General features: G+C 62.2%; 16 protein-coding genes and 2 pseudogenes. 14 read left to right on the top strand and 4 right to left on the bottom strand.

Annotated features, from left to right (window positions below):
* Positions 1 to 79: 79 nt before the first annotated feature.
* The 3 genes from IWW33_RS24800 to IWW33_RS24790 all read left to right on the top strand — a co-directional run bounded on the left by IWW33_RS24800 (position 80) and on the right by IWW33_RS24790 (position 3,324).
* Positions 80 to 949 (top strand): aldose 1-epimerase, encoded by an 870-nt coding sequence (locus IWW33_RS24800; protein ID WP_174141321.1) that lies wholly within the window; start codon positions 80 to 82, stop codon positions 947 to 949.
* 148 nt (positions 950 to 1,097) lie between these two features.
* Positions 1,098 to 2,282 (top strand): OprD family porin, encoded by a 1,185-nt coding sequence (locus IWW33_RS24795; RefSeq protein ID WP_231386195.1) that lies wholly within the window; start codon positions 1,098 to 1,100, stop codon positions 2,280 to 2,282.
* Positions 2,283 to 2,349: 67 nt separating this feature from the next.
* Positions 2,350 to 3,324: an alpha/beta hydrolase gene (locus IWW33_RS24790; RefSeq protein ID WP_174141319.1), complete on the top strand. Its 975-nt coding sequence runs from the start codon at positions 2,350 to 2,352 to the stop codon at positions 3,322 to 3,324.
* On the opposite strand, the gene IWW33_RS24785 is transcribed toward IWW33_RS24790, so the two are convergent.
* Positions 3,296 to 4,054, bottom strand: a complete 759-nt coding sequence (locus IWW33_RS24785; protein WP_174141318.1) for a substrate-binding domain-containing protein — start codon at positions 4,052 to 4,054, stop codon at positions 3,296 to 3,298. The genes IWW33_RS24790 and IWW33_RS24785 overlap by 29 nt on opposite strands.
* A 149-nt stretch (positions 4,055 to 4,203) precedes the next feature.
* A pseudogene (locus tag IWW33_RS24780) lies at positions 4,204 to 4,398 on the bottom strand (integrase); the annotation flags it as partial.
* Positions 4,399 to 4,852: 454 nt separating this feature from the next.
* Here IWW33_RS24780 and IWW33_RS26940 point away from each other — a divergent pair.
* A pseudogene (locus IWW33_RS26940) lies at positions 4,853 to 4,979 on the top strand (DUF6555 family protein); the annotation flags it as partial.
* Between the two features lie 29 nt (positions 4,980 to 5,008).
* On the opposite strand, the gene IWW33_RS24775 reads toward IWW33_RS26940, so the two are convergent.
* Positions 5,009 to 5,617, bottom strand: coding sequence for a TetR/AcrR family transcriptional regulator (locus tag IWW33_RS24775; protein ID WP_174141317.1), 609 nt, complete (start codon positions 5,615 to 5,617; stop codon positions 5,009 to 5,011).
* Positions 5,618 to 5,701: 84 nt separating this feature from the next.
* Between IWW33_RS24775 and IWW33_RS24770 the strand changes: the two genes are divergently transcribed.
* The 9 genes from IWW33_RS24770 to IWW33_RS24730 all read left to right on the top strand — a co-directional run bounded on the left by IWW33_RS24770 (position 5,702) and on the right by IWW33_RS24730 (position 17,721).
* Positions 5,702 to 6,451 (top strand): SDR family oxidoreductase, encoded by a 750-nt coding sequence (locus tag IWW33_RS24770; RefSeq protein WP_174141316.1) that lies wholly within the window; start codon positions 5,702 to 5,704, stop codon positions 6,449 to 6,451.
* On the top strand, positions 6,444 to 7,199 hold the full coding sequence (locus tag IWW33_RS24765; RefSeq protein ID WP_174141315.1) for an SDR family oxidoreductase: 756 nt from the start codon (positions 6,444 to 6,446) through the stop codon (positions 7,197 to 7,199). Before IWW33_RS24770 ends, IWW33_RS24765 begins: the two co-directional genes overlap by 8 nt.
* A gap of 171 nt (positions 7,200 to 7,370) precedes the next feature.
* Complete coding sequence (locus IWW33_RS24760) at positions 7,371 to 9,446, top strand: hydantoinase/oxoprolinase family protein (protein WP_174141314.1); 2,076 nt, start codon at positions 7,371 to 7,373, stop codon at positions 9,444 to 9,446.
* 22 nt (positions 9,447 to 9,468) lie between these two features.
* The gene (locus IWW33_RS24755) at positions 9,469 to 11,133 is read left to right on the top strand and encodes a hydantoinase B/oxoprolinase family protein (RefSeq protein WP_174141313.1); all 1,665 of its coding nucleotides are present in this window, start codon (positions 9,469 to 9,471) and stop codon (positions 11,131 to 11,133) included.
* Between the two features lie 3 nt (positions 11,134 to 11,136).
* A complete protein-coding gene (locus IWW33_RS24750) occupies positions 11,137 to 12,339 on the top strand; it encodes a pyridoxal phosphate-dependent aminotransferase (RefSeq protein ID WP_174141312.1) in 1,203 nt (400 codons plus the stop codon).
* 26 nt (positions 12,340 to 12,365) lie between these two features.
* A complete protein-coding gene (locus IWW33_RS24745; RefSeq protein ID WP_174141311.1) occupies positions 12,366 to 13,178 on the top strand; it encodes an NAD(P)-dependent oxidoreductase in 813 nt (270 codons plus the stop codon).
* Positions 13,179 to 13,301: 123 nt separating this feature from the next.
* A complete protein-coding gene (locus IWW33_RS24740; RefSeq protein ID WP_174141310.1) occupies positions 13,302 to 14,498 on the top strand; it encodes an FAD-binding oxidoreductase in 1,197 nt (398 codons plus the stop codon).
* 25 nt (positions 14,499 to 14,523) lie between these two features.
* Positions 14,524 to 16,209 (top strand): thiamine pyrophosphate-binding protein, encoded by a 1,686-nt coding sequence (locus IWW33_RS24735; RefSeq protein WP_174141309.1) that lies wholly within the window; start codon positions 14,524 to 14,526, stop codon positions 16,207 to 16,209.
* A gap of 63 nt (positions 16,210 to 16,272) precedes the next feature.
* Complete coding sequence (locus IWW33_RS24730; RefSeq protein ID WP_196914415.1) at positions 16,273 to 17,721, top strand: NAD-dependent succinate-semialdehyde dehydrogenase; 1,449 nt, start codon at positions 16,273 to 16,275, stop codon at positions 17,719 to 17,721.
* A 125-nt stretch (positions 17,722 to 17,846) separates the two neighbouring features.
* Here the strand turns inward: IWW33_RS24730 and IWW33_RS24725 are convergent, their stop codons facing one another.
* A complete protein-coding gene (locus IWW33_RS24725; protein WP_174141307.1) occupies positions 17,847 to 18,572 on the bottom strand; it encodes a FadR/GntR family transcriptional regulator in 726 nt (241 codons plus the stop codon).
* Between the two features lie 324 nt (positions 18,573 to 18,896).
* On the opposite strand from IWW33_RS24725, the gene IWW33_RS24720 reads away from it, so the two are divergent.
* On the top strand, positions 18,897 to 20,045 hold the full coding sequence (locus IWW33_RS24720) for a branched-chain amino acid ABC transporter substrate-binding protein (RefSeq protein ID WP_231386194.1): 1,149 nt from the start codon (positions 18,897 to 18,899) through the stop codon (positions 20,043 to 20,045).
* Positions 20,046 to 20,060: the final 15 nt, after the last annotated feature.

The raw sequence follows: 20,060 nt of genomic DNA, 5'->3' as shown, positions 1-20,060 counted from the left end.
TCCCGTTCTGTTTCCCTCTGCCGTGCTCAGGTGCGGCGGCTGGGCCAAGCCGTGCCCGAGTCAGGGCACAGGAGGTTTCATGCAACCGTTGCTGCTGAACAATGCCACTTGGTCGATTGGATTGCTGCCTGCGTGGGGCGGACGAATCGCGCACCTGCGCGCCGGCGGACTCGACGTGCTATTGCCGATCAGCGCCGAAGCATTCGACCCGCTGGACTGGCCGCGAGCCGGCGCTTATCCGCTGATTCCTTATTCCAACCGCATCCGCAATGCTCATCTGCATTTTGCCGGGCGCGACTACCCATTGTCGGCTCACCCTGCCGCAAAGCCGCATACCTTGCACGGCGTGACCCACACGGTGCCATGGCAAGTAGTGGATCAAAGCGACCAGCAGTTAACGATAGCCTGCAAATACCAAGGCGAGCACTGGCCTTGGGCGTTCCGTGCAGAGCAGCACTACCTGCTTGATGGGCAACGCCTGAGCATCGAACTGGTGCTGATCAACCTGGGCGATTCGCCAATGCCTGCCGGTCTGGGATTGCATCCGTACTTCCTGCGCCAACCAGGATTAAAGGTGCGCTATCAGGTTGGCCGAGAATGGCAGATCGATGACCAGTATCTTGCGACAGGTGTCTACGGCGAAGTGATACAGGCGCAGTTGATTGATGCCGATGAGGGCCAGGCGATGGCGCATTACCAGTCAGCCTGGGATGGCCAACTGCTGCTCGACTACCCCAGCGGCATTCTCTCCCTTAAGGCAAGCGAGCCCTTGAGCCACTTCGTGGCCTTCGCTCCCGCCGATAGCCCGTACCTGTGCCTGGAGCCGGTGTCACATCTGGCCGATGCGTTCAACCAACCGCCCGATAGCTGGGCGCAGACTGGAACCCTAGAGCTCGCGCCCGGGCAGCGCCTGCAAGCCTCCCTCGATTTTACCTGGCAAGAACGCTGAGTCGCGACTCGGCCGCCGCATCCGATACAACCCATAACAGAGAACAACAATAATGAAAGACTCCTTGACTGGAGCGGGCTTCGCTCGCGCTGCTAAACCCTTGTCGCTGCTGTTGGGGCTCGGGCCTTTGTGTGCTCAAGCGGCCTTTTTGGACGATAGCAAGGCGAACCTCACGTTTCGCAATTTCTACTACAACCATGACTTGCGCGATTCCACCAAGCCTGCCCAGTCCAAGCTGGAGGAGTGGGCACAAGGCTTCATTCTCAAGGGTGAGTCGGGTTACACCGACACCACCGTTGGAGTAGGGGTGGATATCTACGCAGGGCTTGGCTTGAAGCTCGATTCGTCTCCTTCGCGCAGCGGCACCGCATTGCTACCCGGAGCCTACGACCGGGCAGGGGGGGCGCGTAATGCCGACCCGCGCTCGGTGGACGAGTACTCTGAAGCCACGGCAGCACTAAAGCTCAAGTATTCAAAGAGTGAACTGAAAGTGGGCGGGCTGTTCCCGAAAATTCCTCTGGTGAGCTCTGGCGATGCGCGCTTGCTGCCCCAATTCTTCGAAGGCGCCATGCTGGATATCCGCGAATTCGCCAATTTAGATCTCGGTGTGGGCCAATTGCGCAAGGTGAACCAACGCGAGTTCGCCGGCGCTCGCGACATTCAGGTCGGCAATTATTACAGTGTTTTCAGTGATCGCTTCGACTACCTGGGTGGAACCTGGCGCGCCACTGCGCAAACCTCTCTGGGATTGTGGACGGGCCGCCTGCAGGATGTCTATCAACAGACACTGTACACCGGTACCCAAAGCCTCCAGGCAGGTAACTGGAAACTGTCCGGCACCCTCAATTATCTCGACACCGGCGAGTCCGGAAGCGAAGAGGCCGGTAAGCTAGACAGCCGCATGACCTCGGCGATGCTCAGTGCCAACCTTCGAGCGCATACCTTCCGCCTGGGTTACCAGTACAACGCCGGCGACAGTGCATTGCCGTTCATTCACGACACCGATCTGCCAGGGGTAGCCAACGCCGTGCAGGTATTGCGTTTCGACCGCGCCCAGGAACGCTCCTGGCAGGCACGTTACGATGTGGACTTCGCAGCGTTTGGCATGCCGGGCTTAACGGCGTTCGCCCGCTATGTGCGCGGAGACAATTTCAAGGTGGGCGGGGAGGATGGGAGTGAATGGGAGCGCAACCTTGATATCTCGTATGTAATCCAGAGCGGGCCGCTGAAAAACCTGGTGCTGCGCTGGCGCAACGTCGAGTTACGCGGCGATGTAACCGGGCGACGGGATGAGAACCGGGTAATCGTTGCCTATACCTTGCCGTTGTTCTGAGCCCCACGCCGGGATTGAATGCACCCCGGCAACTTATCACCACGAGTTGATGACGAGGAACCCAACGATGCCACCCCAATTTGACCCGGCTATGCAAGCCTACATCGACAGCAGCCAACGTTTTGCCTCCGAGGTAAACACATTGGCAGCTCGCCGTGCGGCATTTTTGCAGGCTTGCCGACACTGCACTCCCCCGGTACCTGTGGGCTGGCGCATTGACGATATCGATGTTGAAGGCCTGCGCTTGCGTTGCTATCAACCCGCTGGCGAGGTGCCTGAAGGTGGCTGGCCAACCCTGTTATACCTGCACGGTGGTGGCTGGGACTTGGGTAACCTCGACACTCACGACTGGTTCGCATACGCCCTGGCTCAGCGGGCACAACTGGCCATCGTGGCCGTGGAGTATCGACTTGCACCCGAACATCCTTTCCCCGCACCACTACATGACTGCATCAAAGCTTGGACGGCACTGCGCAACGGCGAAGTAGATGCCAACCTCAGCCAGAGTGCGTTGATAGTTGCCGGCGACAGCGCTGGGGGCACCTTGGCAGCCGGGCTGTGTAGAGCGCTGCTTGAGGCTGGCCAGCCGCAACCGTTGGGTCAATTGCTAGTCTACCCGGTACTTACTGCACGCCAGGATCTCGCGTCGATGCGGGAACATGCCAAGGCCCCGATGATGACCGTGGCGGGCTTGATGCAATCACTGCAAGGCTTTCTTCCCGATGAGTCCGAACGAAGCGACCCACAGGCTATGCCACTGGAGGGCGATGACTTTGGGGGGCTGGCACCGGCGCTAGTGATCGTCGCGCGGGTAGACCCGCTGTGCGACCACGGGATCGCTTATGCCGCTGCCCTGATGGCGAGCGGCGTGCCCGCCGAAGTGTGGGTGGGGGAGGGTATGGTGCATTCGAGCTTACGCGCGTTCGGGGTAGCAGAGGTTGAACAGGCTTGGGATCGCATGGCTGCGCAGTTACGCCGCTGGGTCGATTTGGGTCGATTGATGAGCGCGGCTTTCAGGTGCTCTCGCGCACAACAAGATTAAAGCCTACATCTTCTACACATTCGCCGCGCGCCAGGCTGCCGTCTATACGTTGGAGCAGCAATTGCGCTGTACGCAAACCGATCCGCCCGCCGTCTATGTTAACTGTGCTAAGACGCGGGTGAGTGTGGGCCGCAAATTCCAGGTCACCAAAACCCATCACCGCAATATCGGTGGGAATGCGCAGGCCTTGAGCCTGTGCCTCGGCCATGACCCCTTGGGCCAGCAGGTCGATGCTGCAGATCACAGCATCCATTTTCACATTAGCGGCAAGCAGTCGTGCCATGGCCTGACGGCCATGACCCATGTTCACCGGCGCGGACTCCATTTCCGAAGCAACAATCTCGACTGCTGCGTGTTGCAATGCAGCTATACAGGCCTGGCGACGTCGGCTGGCACGGTCGTCATCGCTCCAGATCAGGCCGACTCGGCGGTAGCCACGGCCAACGATTTGCTCGGCCATGGCTGTGCCAACCGCCTCATGCGAAAAACCCACCACGGTATCAATCGGCTGTTCGCTCAGCTCCCAGGTTTCGACCACTGGTACACCTCGAATCATTAGCTTCTCCCGCGCGGCCTCGCTTCGCAGTCGGCGAGTGAGCACGATGCCATCGGGACGCCGGGCAAGAATGGCATCAATCAGCTCGGACTCGTGGCTTTCGTTGAGGTCGGACTGGCTTAGCAGCAGTTGGTAGCGCGCAGTTGCCTTGGGGAGGGAAGGAAGCTGCCCCATTCAATATATCGCTAATTCGTCACATCGGGGCTTACCGAGGATCACTCGCAAATCAGTGTGATGGGTGACCCAGCGGTACGGGGCTCGTTCAGGTTGGGTGGGAAGATTTCCCCGAATGGCGGGTAAAGTGTAGGGTCAAGTAGACCAAATGCCACCTCCGGGGGCAGGGCGCCATCACCGAGTGCCCGCCGGTAGCGCAGTTGCAGCCAGGCGGACCAATAGGTGAGGGCGCTCTGGTAGCTGCGCACGGTATTGGCTGCGGTGCCTGCCGCGATGAATGCCTCGGCCGCGGCGCGGGTGCTGTCGGCTAGCTCCGCCAGCACCAACGGCGAGGAGGAGGGCATCGGTATCGGCTCTGTCAAGGTCTTCTCGTTCAACGCTGCGATAGGTACGGATAACCTGTGGCTTATCAGACCTAATATAACGAAGAGTAGAAATAATCGGTATCCATGATCTTGAACGGCAACTGTCGACCCATCGTAGGCAGCGATCCAAAGCTCTGTTGTCAGTACCGGCCTGATCGCCGGCAAGCCGGCTCCCACAGGAATATCACCAGCCTTCAGGCCTGCGCCGCACCTGTGGGAGACGCGCTGGCCGGCGATGGACCGCGAAGCGGCCCCAAGATGCAGATGTCTGCTTCACGCCCTGAGGAAGTCATTTCAACCGAGCGTTCTCATTTCGCCATGGTAGTTCGTATTGCGCGGCCGATGGGACACGCTATCGCCATTCAACTTTTCAAATGGAATTTTTTTGGGTCTGCGGTCGCTCCACTGCGGATGAAAATCAGGAGTGATTCTCGTGTCAAACGAACAGTTGTATGTAATCGAATATGAGCTTCACGGTGAGCGCCCACATTCATCATTCGCCTGGAAAAATGGACAACGCCGTCGCCTGGCATTGGGCTAGTTGCGATGCCGGCGTTGGCTGGATGTCGCTTTGTTGGCGTGCGACCGGTTACTGTTGAGAACCTCTTGGCGATTTTCCAGTGCAGACGATCCCTCGTACAAACGCGACCATTTGCTCTGTATGCAGCGCAACCATTCCCCACTGTGCTTGACCACATAACAAGCTGAGTACGGCTTGGGCAATGGATCTGGCGTGTAGGCTAGAGGCTGGGCCATGCAGCTCGCACTCGGCCACAATGATCTCGCTCAGAAGGCTGATATACGCCGCCTTTAGGCCCTCGATCTGATGAATCTGCTCAACAGTGAGGTTCACCGTCTCCCGAGTGAGCAAGGTGAGTTTGTCTGGATGTTCATGGCTAAACGAAATAAACGCATGGACAAATCGCCTTAGCCTTTCACTGGTATGACACGGTCGCTTGAGGCTTTTGCGAGTTTCATAGATAAGGTCGGTGAGGCTGGACTCGATCAGTTCGAAGAGCAGGCCTTGCTTGCTGTCAATATGGTGATACAGCGATCCGGCGCGAAGCCCGAGATGACTGGCTAAGTCGCGTAGTCCAATCGCTTGGTAACCATGGGCAGCAAAGAGTGAGCTGGCGGCATCGAGGAGTCGGTCGCGAGCGTCAGTAAGGGGTACAGGCGAGTGGCTGCTGGCGCGCATGATGTGACCTGGCAACGATTTGATGTTTGACCAAATGTAAGACAACAGGCATCTTACGTAAAGACTCAATCGCGGAGGTGTGTTGTGGATAATCAAACGGTGGTGATCGTAGGTGGCGCGTCGGGCCTGGGCCTGGAAACAGCCCGGTTGATGGTCAAGCGTGGCGCCTGCAAGATCGGCCTGATCGACCGTAATGAGCAATTGTTGGTACAGGCAGCCGAAGAGCTGCGCGGGCAGGGCGTGGAGGTGGCAATCGCGGTCGGCGACATCGCCCGCAAGGATACCGCTCATGCCGCGTTTGCCGAGATCGTCGCGGGCCTGGGTCGGGTGCATTGCCTGGTCAACAGCGCGGCAATCTACCCGCGCAAGGACATCTTCGAGATCAACGATGAAGAGTGGGACCTGGAAAACGCCGTCAACATCAAAGGCACCTACCACATGATGGTCGCTGCTGTGCGCCACATGCAGCAGTACGTTGCCGCGCCTGCGGTGACTGGGCGCATCGTCAACGTCACCTCGGTGGATGCCTTCAAGGCGCACCCGCAGAACGCCCACTATGCCGCCACCAAAGCTGCGGTGGTCAGCTTGACCAAATCTTTCGCCCAGGCCTGCGCCAAGGATCAGATCCTGGTCAATTCAGTAGCACCGGCCGGTTTCGCTACCGAGCGCGCCAAGCAGTTGGGCTTCCTTGGCGAATTGGCCGCCGCCAATCCGCTGGGCCGTGCAGCGGAACCTGCAGAAATCGCCGAATGGATCGTGATGATGGGTAGCAGCCGCAACAGCTATGCCACCGGCGAAAACGTCATCGTCAGCGGAGGCTACATCTATGCCTGAAGTCGCATTCCCCGAGGGCTACCAGCGCGCGCTGGTGACCGGGGCCACCAGCGGTATTGGCAAGGCCATCGTGCTGGCGCTGCGTGACGCCGGGTTGCAGGTGATCGCCGTGGGGCGCAGCGTCGAGGCGCTGGCCGAGCTTGCCCGTGAGCCTGGGGTGACCACCCTCCAGGCCGATGTACGTGATGCCAAGGCGCTGAGTGCCGCGCTCGAAGGCCAGAGCTTGGATGTACTGGTGAACAACGCCGGCATCCTGTCTACTCGTGCGGCGTTCCAGGACATCGATGAGGCCGAAATCGACAATATGCTCGACATTAACCTCAAGGCACCGCTGCACCTGGCGCGCCAGGTCCTGCCGGGCATGGTCGGGCGGGGTAGGGGGCACCTGTTCTTCATCGGGTCCAGCGCCGGCCGTGCGCCGCACCCTGGGGCAGCGGTATATGGTGCTTCCAAGGCCGGAGTGAGCCTGTTTTGCGATGCCTTGCGTTGTGACCTGCTGGGTACCGGGGTGCGAGTGACCGAGATCGCGCCGGGGCGTGTACAAACCCAGTTGTACAAGACTGCCATGGGCATGCAGGCGGCCGGCAGCGAGCTGTATGACGGTTATGAGTCGATCCAGCCCGAAGACATTGCGCGGCTATTGCTGGCGGCGCTGAAGATGCCGCGCCAGGTGGATGTGTCGCGCCTGGAAGTGTTCCCTACCTCCCAGGCAGTTGGTGGCGGGCGGATGGTCAAGACCGTCGACTGAAGGCAATCGCGGGGCAAGCCCGTTCCCGTGGGCAACCGTGGAGTGGGCTTGCCCCGCGATGATGGAAATCCTGTGAATCACTGCTTGACCACCTGTAAGACAACATATAACTTACATTAAGGCCGCCACAGCGGAGCGGTACAACTACAAAGCACAGCAGGGGATATGACGATGACTGCGACATCATGCCGAGTCGGCGTGGACATAGGCGGTACCTTCACCGATATCGCGCTGGACGTGGACGGCGTGCTGCACTCGACCAAGATCCTGACCGATTACACGCTGCCCGAGCGGGCCATCCTCACTGGCGTGCGTCAGGTGGTGGAGCAGGCGGGCCTTGCGCTTTCGGACATCGATCAGTTGATCCACGGCACCACCCTGGCCACCAACGCCCTGATCGAACGCCGTGGCGCGCGCACCGCCTTCATCACCACCGAGGGCTTTCGTGACACCCTGGAAATGCGCACCGAGAACCGCTTCGAGCAGTACGACATCAACATCGTCCTGCCGCCGCCGCTGATCGACCGTGAGCATCGATACACCCTGCGCGAGCGCCTGGATGTCAAAGGCCAGGTGCTGATCGCTCCTGTTCAGGCCGACATCGACGCGCTGGTCGAGCGCATCGCCGAAGGCAACTATGAAAGTGTCGCTATCGGCTTCATTCACAGCTACGTCAACGGCTCCCACGAGCGCCAGCTGCGCGATGCCCTGCAGGCACGCCTGCCGAAGCTGTCGATCTCGATCTCCAGTGAAGTGTCGCCGCAAATGCGCGAGTTCGAGCGCTTCAACACCGTGTGCGCCAACGCCTACGTCAAACCGCTGATCAAGTCCTACCTGGACCGCTTGGTGGTCACCCTCAAGCAATCCGGCGCTGATTGCCCGGTGTTCATGATCCACTCCGGTGGCGGCATCATCTCGGTGGAGAGCGCCGCCGAGTTCCCTGTGCGCCTGGTGGAGTCCGGCCCGGCAGGCGGCGCGATCTTTGCCGCCGACATCGCCCGCCGCTACCAATTGGAGAACGTGCTGTCGTTCGACATGGGCGGCACCACGGCGAAAATTTGCCTGATCGAAGACCAGGTGCCCAAGACCGCGAAAACCTTCGAAGTGGCGCGCACCTACCGCTTCAAGAAGGGCAGCGGCATGCCGATTTCCATTCCGGTGGTGGAAATGGTCGAAATCGGTGCCGGCGGCGGCTCGATCGCCAGCATCGACAGCATGCACCAGATTCGCGTCGGCCCTCACAGCGCGGCCTCCGAGCCCGGCCCGGCGTGCTACGGCCGCGGCGGCCAGGAACCGACCATCACCGACGCCAATCTGCTGCTCGGTCGCCTGGATGCTGATAACTTCGCCGGCGGCGCCCTGCGCCTGTCGACCCTGGACGCAGCCAATACCACGGCCCGGGTAATCGGCGAGCCATTGGGCATGAAGCCGGAAACCGCCGCCTTCGGCGTGTGTGAAGTGGTCGATGAGAACATGGCCAACGCCGGCCGCGTGCACGCGGTGGAAAGCGGCAAGGACATCGCCGACTACACCATGATCACCTTCGGTGGCGGCGGGCCGCTGCATGCTGCGCGCCTGTGCGAGAAGATGGGTGTTTCGCGTTTTATCGTCCCGGCCGGTGCTGGAGTGGGTTCGGCCATTGGCTTCCTGCGTGCGCCGTTCGGCTACGAGGCAGTACGCAGCGCCTTCGTGCGCCTGTCCGAGTTCGATGCCACTGCAGTCAATGGTCTGATCGAGGACATGAAGGCCGAATCACTGGGCTTCTTGCGTCAGGGCATGCCTGAGGGCGAGCCGGACATGGACTGCACCGCCTTCATGCGCTACGTCGGCCAAGGCTGGGAAATCCCCGTGACACTGCCGTTCAAGGCCTTCAGTGCAGCCGACACCGCCCAGTTCAAAACCTTGTTCGAAGAAGCCTACACGCGCTTCTTCGGTCGCCCGATCGAAGGGCCGGACATCGAGATCGTCAGCTGGTCGGTCAGGGCCAGCTCACCGCTGCCGCCGGTCGTGCGTATCGAAGAGGTGAGCGCAGCCTACCGCGCCCATGAGGTCGCCCGCCGCCAAGTGTTCGATGTGGCCGCCGGTGGCTTCGTCGAGGCTGGCATCTACCCGCGCGAAGAGCTGCAGGTGGGTGCCCGGGTGGAAGGCCCGGCCATCGTCGTCGAGCGTGAAACCTCGACCTTCGTCACCTCCAACTTCACCGGCACGGTCCAGCCAGACGGCTGCCTGCTGGTCGTGCGCCGCTAACACCTGAATTGGAAGCCAGAACATGAGCGATACCCTGATCGACATTCAAATGCAGGTGATGTGGAACCGCCTGGTCTCAGTGGTCGAAGAACAGGCCCTGACCCTCATCCGCACCGCCTTCTCCACCAGCGTGCGCGAGGCCGGCGACCTGTCGGCCGGTGTGTTCGACCGCGCCGGCAACATGCTGGCCCAGGCGGTAACCGGCACGCCGGGCCACGTCAACACCATGGCCGAGGCGGTGGTGCATTTCATCAACGACATTGGTGAAGACAACATCTTCGAAGGCGATGTGTACGTCACCAACGACCCGTGGAAGGGCACCGGCCACCTGCACGACATCACCATCGTTTCGCCGTCGTTCTACAAAGGCAAGCTGATCGGCTACTTTGCCAGTACCGCCCACGTGGTTGACATCGGTGGTCGCGGCTTCGGCCCCGACGCCCGTGAGGTGTACGAAGAAGGCCTGTTCATCCCGATCATGAAGCTGTTCGAGCGCGGCAAGGTCAACCGCGACCTGATCAACATCCTGCGCAACAACGTGCGCGAGAACGACCGAGTGGTCGGCGACTTCTATGCCCTGTCGGCGTGCAACGAGACCGGTCACAAGCGCCTGCTTGACATGCTCGACGAATTCCAGCTGGATGACCTCGAACACATCGGTGGTTTCATCCTTGAGCACAGCCGCCGCGCCACGCTCGAGTGCTTCAAGGCGCTGCCCCATGGCACCTACAGCAACAGCATGACGCTGGACGGCTACGACGTGCCGGTGACCCTGGCAGTGACCCTCACCGTCGGCCCCGATGGCATCAAGAGCGATTTCACCGGCACCTCGGACATGAGCCAGTTCGGCATCAACGTGCCGCTGGGCTATGCCAAGGCCTACGCCTGTTATGGCTTGAAGTGCATCGTAGCGCCGGAAATCCCCAACAACACCGCGTCCCTGGCGCCGTTCGAGGTGACCGCGCCCGAGGGCTGCATCCTCAATGCCAAGCACCCGGCGCCGGTGTCGGTGCGCCATGTGCTCGGCCACTTCGTGCCCGACCTGGTGCTCGGTGCGCTGCACAAATGCCTGCCCGGCAAGGTGCCGGCAGAAGGTGCCAGTGCCCTGTGGAACCTGCACCTGAGCGTACGCCCGTTGGAAAGCAACCCGAACGGGCGCAACGCCGAGATGCTGATGTTCAACAGCGGCGGCATGGGCGCGCGTTCGGCGATGGATGGGCTCAGCGCCACGGCCTTCCCCAGCGGAGTGCACACCATGCCGGTGGAAGCCACCGAACATGCAGGCCCCGTGGTGGTCTGGCGCAAAGAGCTGCGTGAGGGTTCCGGCGGCGCCGGCCAACTGCGCGGCGGCCTGGGCCAGGAAATTGAAGTGTCGGCGGCCGAGGGCTACAGCTTCCGCTTCAGCGCCATGTTCGACCGCATCCAGCACGCCGCCCGCGGCCTGGAAGGTGGCCAGGCGGGTGCCGAAGGCTTCGTCGGCCTGGATGACGGCACCTTGCTGCGAGGCAAAGGCCAGCAGTTCGTGCCGGCAGAGCGCCGCTTGGTGCTGCGCCTGCCCGGTGGCGGCGGCTACGGCGAGCCACGTCAGCGTGATCGCCAGCAAGTGGCGCGCGATGTGCGCTTCGGTTACATCACCGCCGAGCAGGCGCGTGACGACTACGGCTTCGATGCCGCACAGGAGCGCTGAACAATGGACGTGCAAAGCAGTCGCGTACGGGCAGTAAAGAGCTCACCGAGCATGGCGGTGTCGGTACTGGCCAAGCAGATGCTGGCCAAGGGTGAGCCGGTGATCAACCTGGCCCTCGGTGAGCCGGACTACAACGTCCCGGCTCACGTGATAGAGGCAGCGCACCAGGCAATGCTGGCCGGCAACAACCACTACACCGCGCCCAATGGCCTGGACGGCCTGCGCCAGGCGATCGTCGACAAGTTCGCCCGGGACAACGACCTGCACTACGGCCTGGACGAAATCTGCGTGGGCAACGGCGCTAAGCAGCTGTTGTTCAACGCCTTCCTGGCCACCCTGGAAGAGGGCGATGAAGTCATCACCCCGGCCCCCTATTGGGTGTCGTACACCGACATGGCGATGCTCAACGGCGGTGTGCCGGTGGTCATCCCTTGCGGTGCCGAGCAGGGCTTCAAGGTCACCGCTGAGCAGTTGGACGCGGCCATTACCCCGCGTACCCGTTGGGTGATGCTGAACTCGCCGAACAACCCGAGTGGGGCGATCTTTACCCGTGAAGAGTTCGCAGCCCTGGGCAAGGTGCTGGAGCGCCACCCAAAGGTATTGATCATCTCGGACGAAATCTACGAGCACATCGTGCTGGGCGATCAGCCGTTCGTCTCGTTCGTCACCGCCTGCCCGCAACTGCGCGAGCGCACCTTATTGATCAACGGGGTGTCCAAGGCCTACGCCATGACCGGCTATCGCCTGGGCTACGCGGCCGGGCCAAAGGACTTGGTGGTGGCGATGAATAAGACCCAGTCGCAAACCACCACCTGCCCGTCGAGCATCTCACAGTTGGCGGCGGTGGCGGCGCTGAATGGCCCGCAGGACTTCGTGCGCGACGCCAACCGTGAGTACAAGGCGCGTGGCGCAATGGTGGTCGAGGGCCTGGCGCAGATCCCAGGCCTCAAGCTGCAGATGCCGCAGGGGGCGTTCTACGCCTTCCCTGAGGTCAGTGCCTTTATCGGCAAGCGCACTCCGGACGGCCAGGTGATCAACAACGACACTGAGTTGTCGGCCTACCTGCTGCGGGTCGGCAAGGTGGCCACGGTGCCGGGTTCGGCGTTTGGCGTTGAGCCATACGTACGGTTGTCTTTCGCCACCTCGCGCCAGGAACTGGAACAGGCCCTGGGCCAGTTGCGCGATGCGTTAGCGCAACTGGCCTGAACACACGAATCGAACAGAGGTAAACCATGAGCAAGCCATTCAAACGTCTGCTGATCACTGGCGCCGCCGGGCGGCTGGGTAGCGTGCTGCGCAAGCACCTGGCGCAATTTGCCGACGAGCTGCGCCTGACCGACATCGCCGATTTGGGCCATGCCGCGCCGCACGAAGAGCTGATTCGCTGCGACTTGGGCAATTTCGATGACGTGCTGCCGCTGACCGAGGGCGTCGATGCCATCGTTCACGCCGGTGGCGTGCCGGTCGAGGACACCTTCGCGAAAATCCTCAACGGTAACATCGTCGGCACCTACAACATCTACGAAGCGGCCCGGCGCAACGGCGTGAAGCGTGTGGTGTACACCAGCTCCAACCACGCTATCGGCTTCTACGACCGCACCGAGACCATCGATGCCACCGCCGCCCACCGCCCGGACAGCCTGTACGGCGTGAGCAAGTGCTTTGCCGAGGACCTAGGCCGCTACTACTGGGACAAGTTCGCCATCGAGTCGGTGAACCTGCGCATCGGCTCGTCGTTCCCCGAACCGCTGGACCGGCGCATGCTCGCCACCTGGCTGTCGTTCGACGATTTTGCCCAGCTCACCGAGCGCTCGCTGCTGGCGCCGCGGGTCGGGCACATGGTGGTGTACGGCATGTCCGCCAACCGCGAAAGCCTCTGGGATAACCGCCTGGCCTCGTCGATTGGCTATGCGCCAAAAGACAGCGCTGATGACTACCGCGAAAAAGTGCTGGCCGAGCATCCGCCGCTGAAAAACTACGAGCCGGCGGCGCGCTACCACGGCGGCAACTTTGCCGGCGCGGGGCATTTCGAAGACCCGAATTAACCAGAGGGCACCCCATTTCCTGTAGGAGCGGGTTTGCCCCGCGAAGCATGCGACGCTTTGCCGGTGTTCGCGGGACAAGCTCGCTCCTACTAGGTCCCTGCTATCTCCAAGAGAGCTAACTCCATGGCTTCCACCGCTAAACAACAGAATTACGATGTGGTGATCGTCGGCGGCGCGGTCAACGGCAGCGCCACGGCCTATTTTCTGGCCAACAACCCGGATTTCAAAGGCTCGCTGCTGGTCATCGAGCGCGACTGGACCTACAACAAGTCGGCTACGGCGCTGTCGAGCAGCTCGATCCGCCAACAGTTCTCTAACCCCATTAACATCGAAATCTCGAAGTTCGGCGCCGAATTCGTGCGCAACTTCCCCGACTTGATGGAAGTGGACGGCGACCGCCCGGACCTGGCCTTCCACGAGAACGGCTACCTGTTCCTCGGTGACACCAAGGGCTACGAAGTACTTCGCCGCCTGCACGACACCCAGGTGTCCCACGGTGCCGACGTGCACCTGCTCGACCCCGAGCAACTGCAGCGCAAATTCCCCTGGGTGAACATCGATACCCTGGCCGGTGCCAGCTACGGCCAGACCGGCGAAGGCTGGTTCGACAGCCTTGGCATGCTCAACGGTTTCCGCCGCAAGGCGCGCTCGATGGGCATCGAGTACATCGAAAACGAAGTGGTCAGCATTCAGCGTGAAGGCGACCGCATCACCGGGGTGCAACTGGCCAGTGGCGAGCGCATCGGTTGCGGCCTGCTGGTCAATTGCGCCGGCACCCGCGGTACCAAGGTCGCGCGCATGGCCGGCCTGGACATCCCGGTGGAGCCGCGGCGCCGTTCGCTGTTCGTGTTCGACTGCCGCACCCCGTTGGAAGGCACCGTGCCGCTGACCATCGACCCGACCGGCGTGTTCTTCCGCCCTGAGGGCAAGTTCTACTTGGGCGGCACTTACCCCAAGCACGACCCAGAAGTGGACTTCGAGGACTTCGACGTGATGCACGACGAGTTCGACGAAGAAGTCTGGCCGATCCTCGCCGAGCGCGTGCCCGCGTTCGAGGGCATCAAGGTGGTCAACTTCTGGGCTGGGCACTACGACTTCTGTGTGCTTGACCATAACGCTATCGTCGGCCCGCACAACGAGGTTAAGAACTTCCTGTTTTGCAACGGCTTCAGCGGCCATGGTCTGCAGCAGGCGCCGGCCATTGGCCGTGGCCTGTCCGAACTGATCACCTACGGCGGCTATCGCTCGCTAGACCTGGGCGCGCTGTCCTATCAGCGCGTCATCGACAACAAGCCGTTCCTGGAAGATTCGGTCATCTGACCGCGCGGCCTGAGGGAGAACAACAATGAGCAACTCCGAAGTGAAGCGCAGCGGCGGCCAGGTGTTGGTCGATGCCTTGCGGGTGAATGGTGTCGAACGCGCTTTCTGCGTGCCCGGCGAGAGCTACCTGGCGGTGCTCGATGCGTTGCACGATGTGCAGGACGATATCGAGCTGATCGTCTGCCGCCAGGAGGGCGGTGCGGCGTACATGGCCGAGGCCTACGGCAAGCTGACCGGCAAGCCTGGCATCTGCATGGTTACCCGCGGCCCCGGTGCCACCAACGCCTCGGTGGGCGTGCACACTGCTTTCCAGGACTCCACCCCGATGATCCTATTCATCGGCCAGGTGGCTCGCGACCAGATCGAGCGCGAAGCCTTCCAGGAAGTGGACTACCGCCGCATGTTCGGCCAGATGGCAAAGTGGGTGGTGCAGATCGACGATGCTGCGCGCATTCCCGAGCTGATCAACCAGGCTTTCCAGCGCGCTATCAGTGGCCGCCCGGGCCCCGTGGTGGTGGCACTGCCCGAGGACATGCTGACCGACCTGGTCCAGGTGTCCGATGCTCGCCCAGCCAAACGCGTCGAGGCGGCGCCGGCGCCGGAAGCCATGGCTGAGCTGCAGCAATTACTGACCAGGGCCGAGCGGCCGCTGGTGGTGGCGGGTGGTGGCGGTTGGACGGCCGAAGCAGTGGCGGACCTGAAGTCCTTCGTGCAAACCCAGAACCTGCCGCTGGCGGCCTCGTTCCGTTGCCAGGACCTGTTCGACAACACCGATCCGCACTACGCCGGTGACCTCGGGCTGGCTGCCGGTCCGGTGCTGGTCGAGGCGGTGAAGCAGTCAGACTTGCTGATCGTGGTTGGCGCGCGCCTGGGCGAGATGACCACCGGCGGCTATGCCTTGGTCGATATCCCGACGCCGAAGCAGGCTCTGGTACATGTGCACCCCAGTGCCGAGGAGATCGGCAGGGTCTATCAGCCAACCTTAGGTATCAACGCAGGCCCTGGCAGTTTTCTGCGCCAGGTGAACCGGGTCGCGCCGGTGCGTCCCGATGCTTTCGAAGACTGGACTGTCAGACTCAATCGTGGCTACCTGGGCAACTTCGAAACCCCGCGCTCGCCGGGTAATGTGCAGATGAGTGAGGTGATCGCCTGGCTGAACAAGCACCTGCCGAGCGACAGCATCCTCACCTGTGGCGCAGGCAACTATACCGGCTGGGTGCACCGCGGTTACCAGCACCGTGAATTCCGCACGCTGCTCGGCCCCACCAACGGTTCAATGGGCTATGGCGTGCCGGCGGCAGTGGCGGCCAAGCTGACCTACCCGCAGCGCACCGTGGTGGCGTTTGCTGGGGACGGTTGCTTCATGATGAACGGCCAGGAGCTGGCCACGGCGGCCCACTACGGTGCCCGGGTGATCACCATCGTGGTCAATAACGGCATGTACGGCACAATCCGCATGCACCAGGAGCGCAGCTACCCGGGGCGGGTGTCGGGCACCGAGCTGCACAACCCGGACTTCGCCGCGCTGGCTCGTGCCTATGGCCTGCACGGCGAAACGGTCACGCGCACCGAAGATTTCGTCGTAGCTTTCGAGCGCTGCCAAGCGTCCGGCAAGCCGGCGCTGATCGAAATCCAGGTAGACCCGGAGGCCCTGACCCCGCGCATGACCCTCAGCCAGATCCGCGACAAGGCCCTGCAAGCCCAGCGCTGATTCGCCTCAGGTGGGGCGTTGCATGGCCCCACCTTTTTTACTTCTTCGAACGAGCCAATCGACATGAATCTTGCCGATCACGATCTGCTGCGTGAAGTTTGCTACATCGATGGAAAATGGCTGGCGGCCGACAACGGCCAGCGTATCGCCGTGACCAATCCGGCCAGCAGCGAAGTGCTGGGCCACGTGCCGCGCATGGGCGCCGAGGAAACCCGCCGTGCCATTGCCGCCGCCGCGCGTGCATTGCCGGCCTGGCGCGCGCTCACCGCCAAGGAGCGGGCCGTCCGGCTGCAGGCGTGGTTCCGCTTGATCCTCGAGCATCAGGAAGACCTGGCGCGGATCATGACCGCCGAGCAGGGCAAGCCGCTGGCCGAGTCGCGCGGTGAAATCGCCTTCGCTGCGGCCTATGTGGAGTTCTATTCCGAAGAGGGCAAGCGCATCTATGGTGATGTGATCCCCTCGCCGAATGCCGATCGCCGTTTGCTCGTCACCAAGGAGCCGATCGGCGTGTGCGCGGCGATCACGCCGTGGAACTTCCCGGCGGCGATGATCACCCGCAAGGCTGCACCAGCCCTGGCGGCGGGCTGCACCCTGGTGCTCAAGCCGGCTTCTCAGACACCGTTCAGCGCCCTGGCGCTGTGTGTGCTGGCGGAGCGCGCTGGCATTCCTGCCGGTGTGCTGAGCGTGGTTACCGGTGACTCGGCGGCCATCGGCGGCGAGCTGACGGCCAACCCGATCGTGCGCAAGCTGTCGTTTACCGGCTCCACGCCGATCGGCATCCAGTTGCTGCAGCAGTCGGCCGCGACGGTAAAGAAGGTGACTATGGAGCTGGGTGGTAATGCGCCCTTCATCGTGTTCGACGATGCCGATTTGGAGAAGGCAGTAGAGGGCGCGTTGATCGCCAAATTTCGCAACAGCGGGCAGACCTGCGTGTGCGCCAACCGCTTCTATATCCAGGACAGCATTTACGAGCGCTTCGTTGCGCGTTTCGCCGAGCGGGTGAATGGCTTGGTTGTGGGGCAGGGTGATGCGCCAGGCACCCAGGTCGGGCCGATGATCGACGGGAGTGCCGCTGCGGGCGTAGAGCGGCTGGTGGGTGAAGCGCTGGAGGCGGGGGCGCGGGTCGTGGCCGGTGGACGCCGGCATGCGCTGGGCGAGGCGTTCTTCGAACCGACCTTGCTGGCCGATGTGACGGCCGACATGCGGGTCGCGCGCGAAGAGATCTTCGGGCCGGTGGCGCCGATCTTCCGCTTCAATACCGAGCAGGATGTAATTGCCCAGGCCAACGACACCGAGTTCGGGCTGGCCTGCTATGCATACACCCAGGACGTCGGGCGGGTGTGGCGGGTGTCCGAGGCGCTGGAGTACGGGATGGTGGGGATCAACGTCGGCGTGGTAGCCACTGAGGTCGCGCCGTTTGGTGGGGTCAAGGCTTCCGGGCTGGGCAGGGAAGGGTCGCGGTACGGGATTGAGGATTACCTGGAGATCAAGTACGTGTGCCTGGGGGTCTAGCGCCTCAACCGGCCTCATCGCGGGGCAAACCCGCTTCCACGCAGTGAGATGCCCTAAGGGTCGGATCAGTGTCCACGTTCCTGGGGCGTTTCACTGCGTGGGAGCGGGCTTGTTCCGCGATTGGGTCAGGCCTTGCTGTCGAGCAACCGCTGATAGCGCGACAAGCTCTCTTCCAGGTGCTTGCGCAGCGCCGTGCGAGCGCTGCTGACATCGCCCATGCTGATCGCCGACAGGATCGCGCCATGCTCGCGGCCGATCTTCTTGATGTGCGCCTGGCGGTTCTTGCCGCTGACCTGGCCGTGCTTGAGGTTGAGGTCGAGGATTATGTCCGGCCCCAACGCTTCGAGCAGTTGGGTGAAGTGCGGATTGTTGGTGGCGCGGGCAATGGCTAGGTGGAACTCGAAGTCGGCCTTGGCCTCTTCTTCTTGCGAAGCACCGTCGAGAGAGTTGAAGCGGTCGAACGCCTCGGTGATCGCCGCCATGCTGGCCGGGCTGCGGCGCTCGGCGGCGCGGGCCACCGATTCGGTCTCGACCCCCAGGCGCAGCTCCAGAATGTGTGCGGCGGCGCGTACATCGTCGACCACGCTGTCGATGGCAAAGCCGATGCGCTTGACGTCCTGCTCGACCACGAACACGCCCACCCCTTGGCGTGCCACCAGGCGCCCGCCCAGGCGCAGCGAGGCAACGGCTTCGCGGATCACCGGGCGGCTGACGTTGAACTCTTTGCACAGCTCCTGCTCGGACGGCAGTTTGTCACCTGGGCCATAGGTACCATTGTCGATCCGGCCGGACAGCTCCTGAATCACGGTTTCCGCCAGATTGGCGCGACGTGTGCCTAACGACGCATTCATAAGAAGGTTGCTCCTGAAACTGATTGGCTCATCACGGTTGTGATCCGCAGGTTGCGCGCAGCCCTTGAGCCGTATGCGGCGGGATCCGTAGCCAACCAGCGGTGATGTTGTCGCCATATGTTATCAAACATCTGACTAGCGAGTGGCGACCCTGTTGTGCCCTGAGGATCGTTCGTCGCCGGCAAGATTCTTTTATCGACTACCACAGCATACACCCATTGACAGTTGCCTGCTGACTGTTATCTTACAAGTGCGACGGCGCTCCAGCCAGATCGCATGCGCTAAGTGATGTCGAGGTTCGTCCAATCATACTGGGAGCTGAGCATGTATAAGAACAACGGGGGGCGTACAGCCCTCGCCACCGCAGTAACCTTGCTGATGGCAATGGGGACGGCCCACGCAGGGGAGGTTAAGACCGTCAGGATCGGCTTTGCCGGCCCCCTGACCGGGCCTTCGGCGCACCAGGGGCAGGACGTCGAACACGGCATCCAGATTGCCGTGGAAGAGGCCAATCAGCAGCAACTGAAAATCGGCGACAAAGTGGCCCAGTTCAAGCTGGTCTCCGAGGACGATGTCGCCGACCCGCGTACCGGCACTGCCGTCGCGCAACGGCTGGTGGATTCCAAAGTCGCGGTGGTGATCGGCCACTACAACTCTGGCACCAGCATCCCGGCGTCGAAGATCTACGCCGCCGCCGGGATCCCGCAGATCTCGCCGTCGGCCACCAACCCCACCCTGACCCAACAGGGCATTCCTTCGGTGTTTCGCGTGGTCAACGACGACGCCACCCTTGGCCGCTACGCCGGCAACTACCTGGTCAGCAAGCTCGAAGCCAAGCGCATCGCCATCATCGATGACCGTACTGCCTACGGCCAGGGCTTGGCCGACGAAGTGACCAAGGCGGTCAAGGCCGCCGGCGGCAACGTGGTGGTGCGTGAGTACACCAACGACAAGTCCACCGATTTCAACGCCATCCTCACCACCGCCAAGGCGCAGAAGGCCGATGCGGTGTTCTTCGCAGCCCTGGATTACCAGGCCGCGCCCATGGCCAAACAGATGAAGAACCTGGGCCTGAAGGCTCGCTTCATGAACATCGGCAACCTGCCCAATGACTCGTTCAAACAGATGGCCGGCAGCGCCGCGGAAGGCACCTACGCCTGGAACTACGGCACCCCATTGCTGGAAATGCCCAAGGGTGCGGCCTTCGAGCAGAAGCTCAAGGACAAGTTCGGCGTGGGCGTGGTGCAGTCGTCGCCAGCTGCCTACGACGCTACCTGGGCGGCGATCAATGCCATGGTCAAGGCCGGTTCCGACGATCCCAAGGTGTACCTGCCCGTGCTCAAGAACCAGAGCTACGAAGGCGTGACAGGTACCATCGCCTTCGACGACCAAGGCAACCTCAAGAGCCCGGCGGCCACCGTGTTCCAGTTCGCCGACGGCGGCTGGAAGACCCTGTCGGTCGAGCGCGACTGAGCCTAAGCCTAATAA

The organism is Pseudomonas sp. M2, from assembly GCF_015751845.1.
GTDB lineage: Bacteria > Pseudomonadota > Gammaproteobacteria > Pseudomonadales > Pseudomonadaceae > Aquipseudomonas > Aquipseudomonas putida_E.
The sequence above is the reverse complement of the archived record's forward strand: the minus strand, read 5'-3'. Positions and strand labels throughout refer to the sequence as shown.

Coding starts and splice junctions, on each gene's coding strand:
- IWW33_RS24775 (WP_174141317.1), bottom strand. CDS start 5,617: ATGCGCGCCAGCAGCCACTCGCCTGTACCCCTTACTGACGCTCGCGAC.
- IWW33_RS24790 (WP_174141319.1), top strand. CDS start 2,350: ATGCCACCCCAATTTGACCCGGCTATGCAAGCCTACATCGACAGCAGC.
- IWW33_RS24765 (WP_174141315.1), top strand. CDS start 6,444: ATGCCTGAAGTCGCATTCCCCGAGGGCTACCAGCGCGCGCTGGTGACC.
- IWW33_RS24750 (WP_174141312.1), top strand. CDS start 11,137: ATGGACGTGCAAAGCAGTCGCGTACGGGCAGTAAAGAGCTCACCGAGC.
- IWW33_RS24720 (WP_231386194.1), top strand. CDS start 18,897: ATGTATAAGAACAACGGGGGGCGTACAGCCCTCGCCACCGCAGTAACC.
- IWW33_RS24800 (WP_174141321.1), top strand. CDS start 80: ATGCAACCGTTGCTGCTGAACAATGCCACTTGGTCGATTGGATTGCTG.
- IWW33_RS24730 (WP_196914415.1), top strand. CDS start 16,273: ATGAATCTTGCCGATCACGATCTGCTGCGTGAAGTTTGCTACATCGAT.
- IWW33_RS24760 (WP_174141314.1), top strand. CDS start 7,371: ATGACTGCGACATCATGCCGAGTCGGCGTGGACATAGGCGGTACCTTC.
- IWW33_RS24755 (WP_174141313.1), top strand. CDS start 9,469: ATGAGCGATACCCTGATCGACATTCAAATGCAGGTGATGTGGAACCGC.
- IWW33_RS24725 (WP_174141307.1), bottom strand. CDS start 18,572: ATGAATGCGTCGTTAGGCACACGTCGCGCCAATCTGGCGGAAACCGTG.
- IWW33_RS24735 (WP_174141309.1), top strand. CDS start 14,524: ATGAGCAACTCCGAAGTGAAGCGCAGCGGCGGCCAGGTGTTGGTCGAT.
- IWW33_RS24740 (WP_174141310.1), top strand. CDS start 13,302: ATGGCTTCCACCGCTAAACAACAGAATTACGATGTGGTGATCGTCGGC.
- IWW33_RS24745 (WP_174141311.1), top strand. CDS start 12,366: ATGAGCAAGCCATTCAAACGTCTGCTGATCACTGGCGCCGCCGGGCGG.
- IWW33_RS24785 (WP_174141318.1), bottom strand. CDS start 4,054: ATGGGGCAGCTTCCTTCCCTCCCCAAGGCAACTGCGCGCTACCAACTG.